The following is a 15,392-nucleotide window of genomic DNA, read 5'->3' as shown; positions in this document are numbered from 1 at the left end:
CAGCGCACCGCACCCGCCGTGCCGCCCACCCAGCCCAGCAAGGAGCTGCAGGTCTTCCCGAACCCGGCGCCCGAACGCGACTACGTGATCCGTTTCGACGTGCCCGAGTTCACCTGTTTGTGCCCGCTGACCGGCCAGCCCGACTTCGCGCACTTCGGAATCGAGATCGTCGCCGACAAGCTCTGCGTCGAGCTGAAGAGCCTGAAGCTGTACTTCTGGAGCTATCGCAACGAAGGCGCGTTCCACGAGAAGGTGACCAACACCATCCTCGAAGACATCGTCAAGGCGATCCAGCCGCGTTTCGTGCGCATCCACGCTGACTGGTTCGTGCGCGGCGGCATCCGCACCTACGTCACCGCCGAACACCGCAAGCGCGGCTGGAAGCCGGCCGACCCGGTCGTGCTGCCGGCGCCGCAAGGCCAGGCGTGAGCGCGGCCGAGGCCGCACCGCCGCCGGTGACACGCCGGCCGTACCAGAAGTACGCCGTCGACGTCGCGCCCAGCACGATAGACGGCCACGGCGTCTTCGCCGCCGAGGCCATTCCCGAGCGCGTGAAGATCGGCGAGATCCGCGGCGAGGCGATCAGCGTCGACGAAGCGCGCATCCGCGCGACGCGGCACGAACGCATCATGATCGTCGAGCTGTCGCCGCGGCGCGCGATCGATTTCACGCGCTCGGACGACCCGATGCGCTACACCAACCACAGCTGCCGCCCGAACGCGCGCCTGGTGCTGGACAACGGCCGCGTCGAGTTCTTCTCGCTGCGCGCCGTCGCGCCGGGCGAGGAGATCACCGTCGACTACGGCGAGACCCACCACGCCGGCACGCTGCCCTGCCGCTGCGGCGCGCCCGGCTGCCGCGGGGCGCTGTAAGGGCCGCATGGCCCCCTCTCCTGCACGCGGGAGAGGGTCGGGGTGAGGGTGGCCGCGTGCCAAGGCCCCTCACCCCCCGCCCTCTCCCGCCAGCGGGAGAGGGAGCAGGACGCCCCTACACCCTTTCGAACGCCGCAGCGATGCCCTGGCCGCCGCCGATGCACATCGTCACCAGCGCGTAGCGGCCGGCTATGCGCTGCAGTTCGTAAATCGCCTTGGTCGTGATGACCGCGCCGGTGGCGCCGATCGGGTGACCCAGCGAGATGCCCGAGCCATTCGGGTTGACCTTGGCCGGATCCAGGTCGAGTTCCTTGGACACCGCGCAGGCCTGGGCGGCGAAGGCTTCGTTGGCTTCGATGACGTCGAAGTCGCCGATGCGCAGGCCCGTGCGCGCCAGCAGCGCGCGGGTCGCCGGCACCGGGCCTATGCCCATCAGCGCCGGGTCGACGCCGGCGTGGGCGTAACCGACCAGGCGCGCCAGCGGCTTCAGGCCGTGGGCCTTGACGGCGTCGGCGCTGGCCAGCACGACGGCAGACGCGCCGTCGTTGATGCCCGAGGCGTTGCCGGCGGTCACCGCGCCGTCCTTCTTGAACGCCGGCTTCATCTTCGCCAGCGCTTCCAGCGTCGTGCCCGGCTTGACGTGTTCGTCGGTGTCGAAGACGACGTCGCCCTTGCGCGTCTGCTGCACCACCGGGACGATCTGCGAGCGGAAGTAGCCGGCTTCTATGGCCGCGCTGGCACGGCGCTGGCTCTCGACCGCGAGCGCGTCCATCTGCGCACGCGTGATGTCGTAGCGCTCGGCGACGTTCTCGGCCGTCAGGCCCATGTGGATCTTGTGGAACGGGTCGTTCAGCACGCCGATCATGAAGTCCAGGATCTGGGCGTCGCCCATGCGTGTGCCCCAGCGTGCGCCCGGCATCAGGTAGGAGCCGCGCGACATGTTCTCGGCGCCGGCACCGATGGCGATCTCGCAGTCGCCCAGCGTGATCGCCTGCGCCGCCGAGATGATGGCCTGCAGCCCCGAGCCGCAGAGCCGGCTGACGTTGAAGGCCGGCACCGCGTAGGGCAGCCCGGCGCCGACGGCGGCCACCCGGCTCAGGTAGGCGTCGCGCGGCTCGGTCGGGATGACCGTGCCCATCGCCAGGTGGCCGACGGCGTCGGCCGGGACGCCGCTGCGCTCGAGCGCGGCTTTCACGGCCAGCGTCGCCAGGTCGGCGAGCGGCAAGTCCTTCAGGCTGCCGCCGAAGGTGCCGATGGCGGTACGGGCGGCTGACACGACGAACAGTTCGCGGGGAAGGCTCATGAGGGTCTCCTGGCTCTGGCGGACGTTGGGTGCGTGCAGTCCGGCACGCGCGGGTCTGCGGCCGATTGTGGCCGCCGGCCGCGCCAAAACCCTCCGGGATAATCCGTGCCATGAACCCCTTGCTCGCCCGCCTGCACCCCTACCCTTTCGAGCGCTGGCGCGAGCTGACGCGCGGCATCACGCCGAACGCGGGCTTGAGCGCGATCAATCTGGGCATAGGCGAGCCCAAACATCCGGCGCCGGCGCTGCTCGAAGAGGCGCTGGTCGCCAACCTGAAGGCGCTGTCGGCCTATCCGGCGACCCTGGGCGAGGCGGCGCTGCGCCAGGCCTGCGCCGACTGGCTGGGGCGGCGCTACGGCATCGCGGTGGACGCCGCGACCCAGGTGCTGCCGGTGCTGGGTTCGCGCGAGGCGCTGTTCTCGTTCGCACAGACGGTGATAGACCCGACGCAGCCCGGCGCCACTGTCGTCTGCCCGAACCCGTTCTATCAAATCTATGAGGGCGCGGCGCTGCTGGCCGGCGCCGACACCGCGTTCGCGCCCAGCGACCCGGCACGCAACTTCGCCGTCGACTGGTCGGCGATAGACGAGGCCACCTGGGCGAAGACGCAGCTGCTCTACGTCTGCTCGCCCGGCAACCCGACCGGCGCGGTGATGCCGCTGGACGAGTGGGCGCGGCTGTTCGAGCTGTCCGACCGCCACGGTTTCGTCATCGCCAGCGACGAGTGTTACTCGGAGATCTACTTCCGCGACGAGCCCCCGCTGGGCGGGCTGGAGGCGGCGGCGAAACTCGGCCGCACCGATTTCCGCAACCTGGTCGCCTTCACCAGCCTGTCCAAACGCAGCAACGTGCCCGGGCTGCGCTCGGGTTTCGTCGCTGGCGACGCCGCGCTGCTGAAGGCCTTCCTGCTCTACCGCACCTACCACGGCAGCGCGATGAGCACGATGGTGCAGCGCGCCAGCGCCGCAGCCTGGGGCGACGAGGCGCACGTGGCCGCCAACCGCGAGCAGTACCGGCGCAAGTTCGCCGCGGTGACGCCGCGGCTGGCGCAGGTGCTGGACGTCGCGCTGCCCGACGCGGGCTTCTATCTCTGGGCCGCCGCCCCGGGTGGCGACGACATCGCCTACGCCCGGGGCCTGCTCGCTCAATACAATGTGACCGTCCTGCCGGGCAGCCTGCTCGCCCGCAGCGCGCAGGGCCGCAACCCGGGCGCCGGCCGCATCCGCATGGCGCTCGTCGCACCGCTCGAAGAATGCCTCGAAGCCGCCGAGCGCATCGTCTCCTACACCGAAAGCCTCACCCGATGACCACGCAGCTCCAGTCCACCATCGAAATCGCCTGGGAACGGCGCGCCGAGATCACCGCCGTCAACGCACCCGAGGTGCGCGAAGCGGTCGAGCACGTGATCGACGAGCTCGACGCCGGCCGGCTGCGTGTCGCCGAACGCCAGGGCGTGGGCCAGTGGACCGTCAACCAGTGGGTCAAGAAGGCGGTGCTGCTGAGCTTCCGCCTCAACGACAACCGCCTGATGCAGGCCGGCGAGCTGAGCTTCTTCGACAAGGTGCAGACCAAATACGGTGGCGCCGACGCCGAAGCCATCCGCGCCACCGGCGTGCGCGTGGTGCCGCCGGCCGTCGCTCGCCGCGGCAGCTTCCAGGCGAAGAACGTCGTGCTGATGCCCAGCTACGTCAACATCGGCGCCTACGTCGACGAAGGCACGATGGTCGACACCTGGGCGACGGTGGGTTCGTGCGCGCAGATCGGCAAGAACGTGCACCTGTCGGGCGGCGTCGGCATCGGCGGCGTGCTCGAGCCGCTGCAGGCCAACCCGACGATCATCGAGGACAACTGCTTCGTCGGCGCGCGCTCGGAGGTCGTCGAAGGCGTGATCGTCGAGGAGAACTCGGTGATCTCGATGGGCGTGTTCATCAGCCAGAGCACCAAGATCTACAACCGCATGACCGGCGAGATCAGCTACGGCCGCGTGCCGGCGGGCTCGGTCGTCGTCAGCGGCTCGCTGCCGGCAGCCGATGGCAGCCACAGCCTGTACTGCGCGGTGATCGTCAAGCAGGTCACCGCCGCCACCCGCGCCAAGACCAGCATCAACGACCTGCTCAGGGCCTGAGCCGCAGCAGGATCGACGAAAGGAACGGCATGTCGGGCAACATGGAACGGGTCCTCCGCTTGATGGCGGAGAAGAACGCATCCGACGTCTACATGTCGGCGAACACGCCGATCCTGATCAAGATCCACGGCCAGATCCTGCAGCTGTCGGACCAGCTGCTGAGCCCGACGCAGACGCGCCAGCTGCTGGCCGAACTGCTGACGCCGCAGCAGCTCGAGGAGCTGGACGACACCGGCGAGTTGAACGTCGGCATCGGCATCCCTCGGGTCGGCAGCTTCCGGCTCTCGGCCTTCAAGCAGCGCGGCACCGTCGCCGCGGTCTTCCGCTGCATCCCGCACCAGATCCCGGCGCTCGACACGCTGGGGCTGCCGCCGCTGCTGTCGCAGCTGGTGGTCGAAAAGCGCGGCCTGATCCTGATGGTCGGCGCCACCGGCACCGGCAAGAGCACGACGCTGGCGTCGATGCTGGAGTGGCGCAACCAGCAGGTCACCGGCCACATCCTGACGATCGAGGACCCGATCGAATTCCTGTTCTCGAACAAGAAATCCATCGTCAACCAGCGCGAGGTCGGCCGCGACACGCAGAGCCTGCAGATCGCGCTGAAGAACGCACTGCGCCAGGCGCCCGACTGCATCATGATCGGCGAGATCCGCGACCGCGAGACGATGACGGCCGCGACCTCGTACGCGCTGTCGGGCCACCTGGTGCTGGCGACGCTGCACGCGAACAACAGCTACCACGCGCTCGGCCGCATCCTGTCCTTCTACACGCCCGAGGCGCGGCCGACGCTGCTGTCGGACCTGTCCTCGGGGCTGCGCGCGGTGATCTCGCAGCGCCTGCTGCGCGCCAACACCGGCGGCCGGGTGCCGGCGGTCGAAGTGCTGCTGAACACCAAGCTGGTCTCCGAGCTCATCGAAAAGGGCGACCTCGGCGGCGTCAAGGAAGCGGTCGAGAAGTCGCTGGCCGAGGGCTCGATGACCTTCGAGCAGGACCTGGCGCGGCTGATCAACGAAGGCGTGATCTCGCGCGAGGAAGGCCTGGCCAACGCCGACTCGCCGACCAACCTGCTGTGGCGGCTGCAGAACGCGCCGATGGGCGGCGCGACGTCCAAACCCGCGGCACCCAAACCCGCCGAGGAGATGGAAGCCGCGAGCTTCACCGAGATCACGATCGACGTGCGCCCCGACGACAGCCGCAACCCCGGCACCCCCTGGAGCGTGCGATGACCGAAGCCTTGCGGCTGGCCGAACGGCTGATCGCCCGCCGCTCCGTGACGCCGGAGGACGCCGGCTGCCAGGCGCTGATCGCATCGCGGCTGCAGGCGCTGGGTTTTGGCTGCGAGACCGTCACCTGCGGCCCGGAAGACTTCCGCGTCACCAACCTTTGGGCGATGCGAGACGGCGGCCAGAGCGGCCCGGTGCTGGCCTTCGCCGGCCACACCGACGTCGTGCCGACCGGCCCGCTGGAGCGCTGGACCAGCGACCCCTTCGTGCCCAGCCACCGCGACGGCCGGCTCTACGGCCGCGGCGCGGCCGACATGAAGAGTTCGCTGGCGGCGATGGTCGTTGCGGTCGAGGAGTTCGTCGCCGCGCACCCGCAACACCCGGGCGCCATCGCCTTCCTGCTGACCAGCGACGAAGAAGGCCCGTCGGTCGACGGCACCGTGCGCCTGGTGGAACTGCTGCAGCAGCGCGGCCAGCGCCTGGACGCCTGCATCGTCGGCGAGCCGACCTCCGTCTCGCGCCTGGGCGACACGATCAAGAACGGGCGTCGCGGCTCCTTGTCGGCGCGCCTGGTCGTGCACGGCGTGCAGGGCCACATCGCCTACCCGCAACTGGCGAAAAACCCGATCCACGCCTTCGCGCCGGCGCTGGCCGAACTGGCGGCGATCCGCTGGGACGAAGGCAACAGCTTCTTCCCGCCGACCAGCTGGCAGGTCAGCAACATCCACGCCGGCACCGGCGCCGGCAACGTGATCCCGGGCGAACTGGTCGTCGACTTCAACTTCCGCTTCAGCACCGAATCGACGCCCGAGTCGCTGCAGGCGCGTGTCGCCGACCTGCTGCAGCGCCACGGCGTCGACCACAGCGTCAGCTGGACGCTGTCGGGCCGCCCCTTTCTGACGACGCCGGGGCCGCTGATCGGCGCGCTCTCGGCGGCCATCGCCGCCGAATGCGGCGTCGAGCCCGAACTCAGCACCACCGGCGGCACCTCCGACGGCCGCTTCATCGCCGCGATCTGCCCGCAGGTCGTCGAGTTCGGCCCGGTCAACGCCACCATTCACCAGATCGACGAACACATCGAAGCGGCCTCGGTCCAGACGCTGAAGAACGTCTACCGCGCCACGCTCGAAACCTATTTCCGATGACCCTGATCGAACTGATCGAATCCTCCAGCGCCCGCCTCGCCGAGGCGGGCGTTTCATTTGGGCACGGCACCCGCAACGCCTTCGACGAAGCCGCCTGGCTGGTGCTGTGGAAGCTGGGGCTGCCGCTGGACGCGCTGGACGAAAACGCCGGGCGTGACCTGGCCGATGCCGAGATCGCCGCCTGCGAAACCCTCGTCGCCGAACGCATCGCGACGCGCAAACCCGCTGCCTACCTGACCGGCGAGGCCTGGCTGCAGGGCGTGCCGTTCACGGTCGACGAACGGGTCATCGTGCCGCGTTCGCTGATCGCCGAGGTGCTGGCCGAAGGCAGCGTCGACGCCTGGCTGAGCGAAGACACCCGGCGTGTGCTCGACCTGTGCACCGGCAACGGCAGCCTGGCGGTGCTGGCGGCGCTGGCCTGGCCCGAGGTCGAAGTCGACGCCGCCGACATCGACACCGACGCGCTGGCGGTGGCGGCGCTCAACGTGCAGCGCCACGGCCTGGGCGCGCGCATCCGCCTGCTGCAGGGCGACGGCCTGGCGGCAGCCGACGGCCGCTACGACCTCGTGCTCTGCAACCCGCCCTACGTCAACCGCGAGTCGATGGCGGCGCTGCCGCCCGAGTACCGCGCCGAGCCGGCGCTGGCGCTGGACGGCGGCGACGACGGCATGGACTTCGTCCGCCGCCTGCTGGCCGCACTGCCCGACAAGCTGTCGCCGCACGGCGTGCTGGTGCTGGAGATCGGCCACGAACGTGCGCATTTCGAAGCCGCCTTCCCGCGCCTGGAAGCCGTCTGGCTGGAGACCAGCGCCGGCGAGGACCAGGTGCTGCTGCTGAGCGCCGACGCGCTGGGGGTGCGGGCATGATCACGCTGCGCAACATCACGCTGCGCCGCGGCGTCAAGGTCGTGCTGCAGAACGCCAGCGTCGTGCTGCAGCCGGGCGAGAAGGTCGGCCTGATCGGGCGCAACGGCGCCGGCAAGTCCAGCCTGTTCGCGCTGCTGACCAACCGGCTGCAGGCCGACAACGGCGACGTCGAGATCCCGCCGCGCTGGCGCGTCGGCGAGGTCGCGCAGAACATGCCCGAGACCGAGGACGGCGCGACCGACTTCGTGCTCCAGGGCGACACGCCGCTGATGGCGGCGCATGCGGCGCTGGCCGCGGCCGAAGCCAGCGGCGACGGCCATGCGATCGCCGACGCCCACCTGATGCTCGACGAAGCCGGCGGCTTCGACGCCCGTTCGCGCGCCCAGGCGCTGCTGCTGGGGCTGGGCTTTCGCAACGAACAGCTGGACGCCCCGGTCAACAGCTTCTCCGGCGGCTGGCGCATGCGGCTGCAGCTGGCGCGGGCGCTGATGTGCCCGGCCGAGCTGCTGCTGCTCGACGAGCCGACCAACCACCTGGACCTGGACGCGCTCGTCTGGCTGGAGTCCTGGCTCAAACGTTTCGACGGCCTGATGGTCGTCATCAGCCACGACCGCGAGTTCCTGGACGCGATCACGCGTGTCACCGTGCACCTGGACGAGTGCACGCTGACGCGTTACGGCGGCAACTACAGCGCCTTCGAGGAGATGCGCGCCGAACGCATGTCGCTGCAGCAGGCGGCCTACTCCAAGCAGCAGGACCGCATCGCCCACCTGCAGCGTTTCATCGACCGCTTCAAGGCCAAGGCGAGCAAGGCGCGCCAGGCGCAGAGCCGCGTCAAGGCGCTGGCGCGCATGGAAAAGCTCGCGCCGGTGCTGACCGCCAGCGACTTCGAGTTCGAGTTCCGCGAACCCGCCAGCCTGCCGAACCCGATGCTGACGCTGGACGGCCTGGTCTGCGGCTACGGCAGCACGGCCATCGTGCAGGGTGTCAGCCGCTCGGTGCTGGCCGGCCAGCGCATCGGCATCCTGGGCGCCAACGGCCAGGGCAAGTCGACGCTGGTGAAGACGATCGCACATTCGCTGGCGCCGCTGTCGGGCCAGATGACCGAGGGCAAGGGCCTGGTCATCGGCTACTTCGCGCAGCAGGAACTCGACGTGCTGCAGCTCGACGACGGCCCGCTGATGCACATGGTGCGGCTGGCGCGCGACGTCGGCCCGGCGGCACGCGAGCAGGAGCTGCGCGACTTCCTCGGCCGCTTCCGCTTCACCGGCGACATGGTGACGCAGGCGGTCGGCTCGCTGTCGGGCGGCGAGAAGGCGCGCCTGGTGCTGGCGATGCTGGTCTGGCAGCGCCCCAACCTGCTGCTGCTGGACGAACCGACCAACCACCTGGACCTGACGACACGCGAGGCGCTGTCGATCGCGCTCAACGAGTTCGAAGGCACGGTGATGCTGGTCAGCCACGACCGCGCGCTGCTGCGCGAGACCTGCGACGAGTTCTGGCTCGTCAGCCGTGGCGGCGTCGAGCCTTTCGACGGCGACCTCGACGACTACCAGCGCTGGCTGCTCGACGTCTCGCGCGCCGCCGCCCGCGGCACCGAGCCGCCGCCCGTGCCCAAGGCCGTGGTCGCGGCACCGGCCACGGTGGCCGTCGCCGCGACACCGAAACCCGCGGCCAAGGCCGCCTCGGGTGACCGGCGCGACGACCGCAAGCAGTCCGCCCAGGCACGCCAGGCGGTCGCCAACCGCACCCGGCCGCTGCGCAACGAACTGGCGCAGATCGACGCCCGGCTCGAGAAGCTGGGCGCCGAACGCGCCGCACTCGAGGCGCGGCTGGCGGCCGGCACGATGTCGGGCGCCGACATCGCCGAAGCCGGCCGGCAACTGAACCACGCCGCCGCCGAAGTCGCGATGCTCGAGGAACGCTGGCTCGATCTGCAGACCCGGATCGAGGCGATCCAGACCGAAGGCTGAGCGCGGCGCCGCGGGCGCCGCCGGAGACCCTGCCGGGCTCCGGCGTATTAAGTTGTACGCAATCGACTTGCGTGCAACTCGCATACAGTGCGCCCATGCCTGCCGCCACCGCCCCCGCCCTGCTGCCGCTGGAACGCCAGCTGTGCTTCGCGCTGTACGCGGGTTCGCTGGCGATGACGCGGCTGTACCGGCCGCTGCTCGAGCCGCTGAAGCTGACCTATCCGCAGTACCTGGTGATGCTGGTGCTGTGGCACGAAGGCCGCCAGACCGTCTCCGGTGTCGGCGAGCGCCTGGGCCTGGACTCGGGCACGCTGACGCCGCTGCTGCGCCGGCTCGAACGTGCCGGCCTCGTCGTGCGCGAACGCGACGAGCAGGACCAGCGCCGCGTGCACGTCGAAACCACCGCCGACGGCCGGGCGCTGCAGGCCCGCGCCGCCGAATTGCAGCGTTCGCTGCTGGCCGGCATCGACTGCGACGCCGCCGAACTCGAAGCCCTGACCGCACGCGTGCAGGCGCTGCGCCGACAGATCAACGACAGCGTTTCCCGAGCGGGTTGACCCGCCACCTTCCCAGCCACCCGACGAAAGGACCCCCCATGGCCATCGAAAAAGCCCTCTACACCGCCCGCGCCACCGCCACCGGCGGCCGCACCGGCAGCGCCAAGGCCGACGACGGCCGGCTCGACATCCAGCTGTCCACGCCCAAGGCGCTGGGTGGCGACGACGGCGCCGGCACCAACCCCGAGCAGCTTTTCGCCGCCGGTTATGCCGCGTGTTTCATCGGCGCGCTGAAGGCCGTCGGCGCGCGCGAGAAGAAGGCGATTCCCGCCGACGTCTCCATCCACGCCGAAGTCTCGATCGGCCCGCACGCCGGCAAGCCGGGTGCGTTCGGCATCGCGGTCGCGCTGACCGTGAAGCTGCCGGGTTTCGAGCGCAGCGAAGCCGAGGCGCTGATCGCCGCGGCGCACGAGGTCTGCCCGTATTCGAACGCGACGCGCGGCAACGTCGACGTCGCGCTGGCGCTGGCCTGACAGCGGCTCAGCGGCGACGAGCCATCAGGTCCAGCATCAGCTCGATGCGGGCCTGGGCCGGCGTCGCCGTGCCGTGCTGCGGCAGGCTGCCTTCGGCACGGCCGACCACGCCGCCGGCCAGGCAGCGCGACGCGCGCACGACGGCAACCCCTGCCGCCTGCGCCCGCGCTGCCGCATCACGCAGCGTGTGATGCAGCGTGCCATTGCCGGTGCCGGCGATGACGAGGCCGTGCACACCGTCGGCGACGAGCGCGTCGACGATGCGCCCGCTGGCGCCGGCATGGCTGGTGACGATCTCGACCCGCGGCCAGGCCGCGGGTGCGACATCGCCCACCGGCGCCGCATGCAGCGCCAGCGCCGGCCAGTCGCGAAAACGCCGCAGCCCACCGTCCTCGAACACCGCCACCGGCCCGGCATCCCCGGCCGAGAAGGCGTCGACACGCCAGCCGTGCAGCTTGCGCAGGTCGGCGCCGGCGAAGACCTGGCCGCCGAACGCGACCAGCACACCGCGCGCGCCGGGTTCACGCGCCAGACGCACGGCGTCGAGCAGGTTCTGCGGACCGTCGGGCGAAGGCGCGCTCGCCGGGCGCATCGCCGCGGTCAGCACCACCGGTTTGGCGGCGTCCAGCGTGCGCTGCAGGAACCAGGAGGTCTCCTCGAGCGTGTCGGTGCCGTGGGTGACGACGACGCCAGCGACATCAGGCCGCGCCAGCCGCGCCTGCAGCTCGCGCCGCAGCAGCGCCCAGGTCGCGTGGTCCATGTCGCAGCTGTCCAGGCGCGCCAGCGTCCAGGTCTCCAGCGCCTGCCCGGCCAGCGCCGGCAGCGCCGCGATCAGCTGTTCGGCCGAGAGCGCGCCGGCGTCGTAGCCGACCAGGTCATCCGCCCGCGCGGCGGTGCCGGCGATGGTGCCGCCGGTGGCGATCAGCGCGACGACGCGCGATTCGCTTTGCATTCCATGGTCCTCTGGATGAAAATACAGTGATCTGGATGAATCTCCAGGTCTTACCGGACACGCGATGGACGACAGCCCCAAGCTCACGCCGCGACAGCAGCAGATCCTCGACCTCGTGCAAAGCGCGATCGAGCGCACCGGCGCCCCGCCCACCCGGGCCGAGATCGCCGCCGAACTGGGTTTTCGTTCCGCCAACGCGGCCGAGGAGCACCTGCAGGCGCTCGCGCGCAAAGGTGTCATCGAGCTCGTCGGCAACACCTCGCGCGGCATCCGGCTGAAGTCTGACACATTGCGTGCGCTGGCCGAGGCGCGGCTGTCGCAGCATGGCAAGCAGTTCAGCCTGCCCTTGCCCAGCCTGGCGCAGCTGACGCTGCCGCTGGTCGGGCGTGTCGCGGCCGGCAGCCCGATCCTGGCGCAAGAGCACATCGACCAGAGCTACGTCGTCGAGTCCTCGCTGTTCCAGCGCCGGCCCGACTACCTGCTGAAGGTGCGCGGCATGAGCATGCGCGACGCCGGCATCATGGACGGCGACCTGCTCGCGGTGCAGAAGGCCCACGACGCCAAGAACGGCCAGATCGTCGTCGCACGCCTGGGCGACGACGTCACCGTCAAGCGCCTGCGGCGCACCAAGACCACGATCGAGCTGATCCCCGAGAACCCCGAGTTCCAGACCATCGTCGTGCCGCTGGAAGGCAGCGACATGGGTTTCGAGCTCGAAGGCATCGCCGTCGGGCTGATCCGCAACACGATGCTGATGTGACGGCGATGGACGCCCCGTACGCACGCCGCACGCTGCCGTCCACACCGCCGGCACGCACGACGACCAGCCCGCCGCCGCTGCCGCCGAAGGCGCCGCGGCCGCTGAAGGCACGCCGCGCCGACGAATGCGAGCAGCTCGAGCAGTTGCCCAACATCGGCCCGTCGATCGCCGGCGACCTGCGCCAGCTCGGCATCGTGCACCCGCGCGAACTGGCCGAGCGCGACGCCTTCGTGCTCTACCGCCAGCTCTGCGAAGCCACCGGCAAGCGCCAGGACCCTTGCGTGCTCGACACCTTCCTGGCGGCCATCGCCTTCATGCGCGGCGCCGAGGCGCGCCCCTGGTGGACCTATACCGCCGAGCGCAAGGCGGTCTACGGCGTCGTCTGACGCCGGGGGCCGAGCGCCCCTCCCCGCACTTCCAACACACCGCATCAGGTGTGACAGCCGACGAACTGGCGGGTTTTGCCGCCGCTTCTCGGCCCCTATCGCGTCGCCGGGCTGACCACAATGGACTTAAGCATCGCCAATCGTGGCCGATATCACGTTCATGAGCAGCTCGCGCATGTTGCAACAGAATGTCTCCCGCCCCGCCGACAGCATCGGTCTCGGCCGCACGCCGGTGCCGCCGCCCTCGCTGCGCACCGCGCCGGCAGCACGCTGGGACCGCTTCGTCTTCTGGCTCACCGCGCCCGCATCGCTGGACGCGGCGCCGCCGCTCAGCCGCCTGCCGGCGGCGCGCGACGACTTCCGCGAGACGCTGCTCGACCTGCAGGGCCACGAGGTGAACGCGCTGTCCGAGCGCATCGGCCAGGCGCGCACGCTGCGTGAACTCTGGCATCTGCGCGCCGAGGTCTACCGCGTCGTCGCGCTGCATCACAGCCAGTCCGAAGCCGAGCGCCGCGTCGCGCAGCTGAGCCGCCACTTCCCCACCCGTGGCGCACGTTCGCGCTTCGCGCCGCTATGAGTTCCGGGCTGCACGTCGTCGGGCGCCAACCGCTCACCTTGCGCGCCGTCGTCGGCGCGGTCGGACTGGCCGGCCCGCGCCTGGCGCGGCTGACCGCACGCCGCGCCTTCGTGCGCACCAAACACGATTTCCTGGTCGCCGTCGACGACCTGCCCGGTGCCCGCGGCGATTGGGTGCTGCGTCAGGTGCGCGCGGCCGAACAGCCGTCAGACCTGTGGCTGCTGCGGGGTGCCGTCTTCGATGCGCTCGCCGAGGCCGGCAAGCCCGAACTGGAGCCGCTGCTGCGATCCAGCCTCGACACGCTCTTCCCTTACGGCATGCCGGCGACCGACTTCCTGTGCACCTCGGCGCTGGCGCGCTGAGCCCGGCTCAGGCGCGCACCCGGGCGCGGAAGGTGCGCCTGAACTTCTCCACCTTGGGCGCGACGACGGCAGCGCAGTAACCCTGGCCCGGGTGATTCGCGAAGTAGTGCTGGTGATAGGCCTCGGCCGGCCAATAGTTGTCTTCACGCCCGACCTGGGTCACGACACGGCCGCCGTGTTCGCGGTTGGCCTCGGCCAGCACTTCGCGCACCACCGCCTCCTGCTCCGGCTGCTGCCAGTAGATCGCCGAGCGGTACTGCGGCCCGACGTCGTTGCCCTGGCGGTCAGGCGTGGTCGGGTCGTGCACGACGAAGAAGATCTCCAGGATCTCGCGCAGCGTGATGCGTTCGTCGTCGAAGCTGACGCGCACCACTTCCGCGTGGCCGGTATTGCCCTCGCAGACCTGGGCGTAGCTCGGCTGGCGGACATGGCCGTTGCTGTAGCCCGACTCGACCGCGAGCACGCCGTCGACCAGTTCGTACACCGCCTCGACGCACCAGAAGCAGCCGCCGCCCAGCGTGATGGTTTCGCGCGCCATGTCCGTCCTCTTGTTGTCGCCGTGGAGACCGGCCGCGGCGGCCGGATCCTTACACTCGGGGGCGATTATCCGAACGACGAGGATCCATGCAGCGCTTCCAGTGGGATGACCCTTTTCTGCTCGAACAGCAACTCGGCGAGGACGAACGTGCAGTGCGCGACGCCGCCCAGGCCTACTGCCAGGAGAAGCTGCAGCCGCGCGTGCTGATGGCCGCGCGCCACGAGCACTTCGACCGCGAGATCCTGTCCGAGATGGGCGCGCTCGGCCTGCTCGGCTGCACCATCGAGGGCTACGGCTGCGCCGGCCTCAACCACGTCAGCTACGGCCTGGTGGCGCGTGAAGTCGAGCGTGTCGACTCCGGCTACCGCAGCGCGATGAGCGTGCAGAGCTCTCTCGTCATGCACCCGATCCACGCCTACGGCAGCGAGCAGCAGCGCCAGAAGTACCTGCCCAAACTCGCGACCGGCGAATGGGTCGGCTGCTTCGGCCTGACCGAGCCCGACCACGGCAGCGACCCGGCGAGCATGGCCACGCGTGCGCGCCCGGTCGACGGCGGCTACGTGCTCACCGGCGCGAAGATGTGGATCACGAACAGCCCGATCGCCGACGTCTTCGTCGTCTGGGCCAAGGAGACCGACGCCGACGGTCACGCCGGCGGCCAGGAGGCGATCCGCGGCTACATCCTCGACAAGGGCATGAAGGGCCTGTCGGCGCCCAAGATCGAAGGCAAGATGAGCCTGCGCGCCTCGATCACCGGCGAGATCGTGATGGACGAGGTCTTCGTGCCGGCCGAGAACAAGCTGCCCGGCGTCGCGGGTCTCAAGGGCCCGTTCGGCTGCCTGAACAAGGCGCGCTACGGCATCGCCTGGGGCGCGCTGGGCGCGGCCGAGTTCTGCTGGCACGCCGCGCGCCGCTACACGCTGGAGCGCAAGCAGTTCGGCCGGCCGCTGGCGCAGAACCAGCTGATCCAGAAGAAGCTGGCCGACATGCAGACCGAGATCACGCTGGGCCTGCAGGGCTGCCTGCGTGTTGGCCGATTGATCGACGAGGGCCAGGCGGCGCCGGAGATGATCAGCCTGATCAAGCGCAACAGCTGCGGCAAGGCGCTGGACGTCGCCCGCATGGCGCGCGACATGCATGGCGGCAACGGCATCCACGACGAGTTCCACGTCATCCGCCACATGATCAACCTCGAGACGGTGAACACCTACGAGGGCACGCACGACGTGCATGCGCTGATCCTGGGCCGCGCGCAGACGGGGCTGCAGGCCTTCTTCTGA

General features: G+C 70.3%; 18 protein-coding genes. 15 read left to right on the top strand and 3 right to left on the bottom strand.

The features are described from left to right. Both queF and CKO43_RS06575 read left to right on the top strand, forming a co-directional pair. Positions 1–429: preQ(1) synthase (queF, locus tag CKO43_RS06580; RefSeq protein ID WP_242481077.1), on the top strand; the 429-nt coding region annotated here is incomplete at its 5' end. Beyond that, positions 426–872, top strand: coding sequence for an SET domain-containing protein-lysine N-methyltransferase (locus tag CKO43_RS06575; protein WP_200378204.1), 447 nt, complete (start codon positions 426–428; stop codon positions 870–872). The genes queF and CKO43_RS06575, both read left to right, overlap by 4 nt. Before the next feature lie 115 nt (positions 873–987). Here the strand turns inward: CKO43_RS06575 and CKO43_RS06570 are convergent, their stop codons facing one another. After that, a complete protein-coding gene (locus CKO43_RS06570; protein ID WP_200378203.1) occupies positions 988–2,175 on the bottom strand; it encodes an acetyl-CoA C-acyltransferase family protein in 1,188 nt (395 codons plus the stop codon). A 110-nt stretch (positions 2,176–2,285) separates the two neighbouring features. On the opposite strand from CKO43_RS06570, the gene dapC reads away from it, so the two are divergent. The 8 genes from dapC (at position 2,286) to CKO43_RS06530 (ending at position 10,537) form a co-directional block, all read left to right on the top strand. Then, the gene (gene dapC, locus CKO43_RS06565) at positions 2,286–3,482 is read left to right on the top strand and encodes a succinyldiaminopimelate transaminase (RefSeq protein ID WP_200378202.1); all 1,197 of its coding nucleotides are present in this window, start codon (positions 2,286–2,288) and stop codon (positions 3,480–3,482) included. Further along, positions 3,479–4,300 (top strand): 2,3,4,5-tetrahydropyridine-2,6-dicarboxylate N-succinyltransferase, encoded by an 822-nt coding sequence (dapD, locus tag CKO43_RS06560; protein WP_200225429.1) that lies wholly within the window; start codon positions 3,479–3,481, stop codon positions 4,298–4,300. The genes dapC and dapD overlap by 4 nt, the downstream gene beginning before the upstream one ends. 29 nt (positions 4,301–4,329) lie before the next feature. Then, positions 4,330–5,526 (top strand): PilT/PilU family type 4a pilus ATPase, encoded by a 1,197-nt coding sequence (locus CKO43_RS06555; RefSeq protein ID WP_200225428.1) that lies wholly within the window; start codon positions 4,330–4,332, stop codon positions 5,524–5,526. Further along, the gene (gene dapE, locus CKO43_RS06550; protein WP_200378201.1) at positions 5,523–6,668 is read left to right on the top strand and encodes a succinyl-diaminopimelate desuccinylase; all 1,146 of its coding nucleotides are present in this window, start codon (positions 5,523–5,525) and stop codon (positions 6,666–6,668) included. Before CKO43_RS06555 ends, dapE begins: the two co-directional genes overlap by 4 nt. Next, positions 6,665–7,534 (top strand): 50S ribosomal protein L3 N(5)-glutamine methyltransferase, encoded by an 870-nt coding sequence (prmB, locus tag CKO43_RS06545; RefSeq protein WP_200378200.1) that lies wholly within the window; start codon positions 6,665–6,667, stop codon positions 7,532–7,534. The genes dapE and prmB overlap by 4 nt, the downstream gene beginning before the upstream one ends. Beyond that, on the top strand, positions 7,531–9,507 hold the full coding sequence (locus tag CKO43_RS06540; RefSeq protein ID WP_200225424.1) for an ABC-F family ATP-binding cassette domain-containing protein: 1,977 nt from the start codon (positions 7,531–7,533) through the stop codon (positions 9,505–9,507). Before prmB ends, CKO43_RS06540 begins: the two co-directional genes overlap by 4 nt. A gap of 95 nt (positions 9,508–9,602) precedes the next feature. Beyond that, entirely contained in the window at positions 9,603–10,064 is a 462-nt protein-coding gene (locus tag CKO43_RS06535) for a MarR family winged helix-turn-helix transcriptional regulator (RefSeq protein WP_200378199.1), read from the top strand. A gap of 38 nt (positions 10,065–10,102) precedes the next feature. Beyond that, positions 10,103–10,537 (top strand): organic hydroperoxide resistance protein, encoded by a 435-nt coding sequence (locus tag CKO43_RS06530; RefSeq protein ID WP_200225422.1) that lies wholly within the window; start codon positions 10,103–10,105, stop codon positions 10,535–10,537. Positions 10,538–10,544: 7 nt separating this feature from the next. On the opposite strand, the gene CKO43_RS06525 is transcribed toward CKO43_RS06530, so the two are convergent. Further along, complete coding sequence (locus CKO43_RS06525) at positions 10,545–11,489, bottom strand: asparaginase (RefSeq protein WP_200378198.1); 945 nt, start codon at positions 11,487–11,489, stop codon at positions 10,545–10,547. Between the two features lie 64 nt (positions 11,490–11,553). Between CKO43_RS06525 and lexA the strand changes: the two genes are divergently transcribed. The 4 genes from lexA (at position 11,554) to CKO43_RS06505 (ending at position 13,574) form a co-directional block, all read left to right on the top strand. Then, positions 11,554–12,249, top strand: a complete 696-nt coding sequence (gene lexA / locus CKO43_RS06520; protein ID WP_200225420.1) for a transcriptional repressor LexA — start codon at positions 11,554–11,556, stop codon at positions 12,247–12,249. A 5-nt stretch (positions 12,250–12,254) separates the two neighbouring features. Next, positions 12,255–12,635: a helix-hairpin-helix domain-containing protein gene (locus CKO43_RS06515; protein ID WP_207184906.1), complete on the top strand. Its 381-nt coding sequence runs from the start codon at positions 12,255–12,257 to the stop codon at positions 12,633–12,635. 175 nt (positions 12,636–12,810) lie between these two features. Beyond that, on the top strand, positions 12,811–13,212 hold the full coding sequence (locus CKO43_RS06510; protein ID WP_200225417.1) for a hypothetical protein: 402 nt from the start codon (positions 12,811–12,813) through the stop codon (positions 13,210–13,212). Next, positions 13,209–13,574 (top strand): hypothetical protein, encoded by a 366-nt coding sequence (locus tag CKO43_RS06505; RefSeq protein WP_200225416.1) that lies wholly within the window; start codon positions 13,209–13,211, stop codon positions 13,572–13,574. The genes CKO43_RS06510 and CKO43_RS06505 overlap by 4 nt, the downstream gene beginning before the upstream one ends. Positions 13,575–13,581: 7 nt before the next feature. Here CKO43_RS06505 and msrA read toward each other — a convergent pair whose 3' ends face one another. Beyond that, positions 13,582–14,112: a peptide-methionine (S)-S-oxide reductase MsrA gene (msrA, locus tag CKO43_RS06500; protein ID WP_200225415.1), complete on the bottom strand. Its 531-nt coding sequence runs from the start codon at positions 14,110–14,112 to the stop codon at positions 13,582–13,584. Between the two features lie 86 nt (positions 14,113–14,198). On the opposite strand from msrA, the gene CKO43_RS06495 reads away from it, so the two are divergent. After that, entirely contained in the window at positions 14,199–15,392 is a 1,194-nt protein-coding gene (locus tag CKO43_RS06495; RefSeq protein WP_200378197.1) for an acyl-CoA dehydrogenase, read from the top strand.

This window comes from Rubrivivax gelatinosus (genome assembly GCF_016583785.1).
Lineage (GTDB): Bacteria > Pseudomonadota > Gammaproteobacteria > Burkholderiales > Burkholderiaceae_C > Rubrivivax > Rubrivivax gelatinosus_B.
This window is presented reverse-complemented; position numbering and strand designations above follow the sequence as displayed.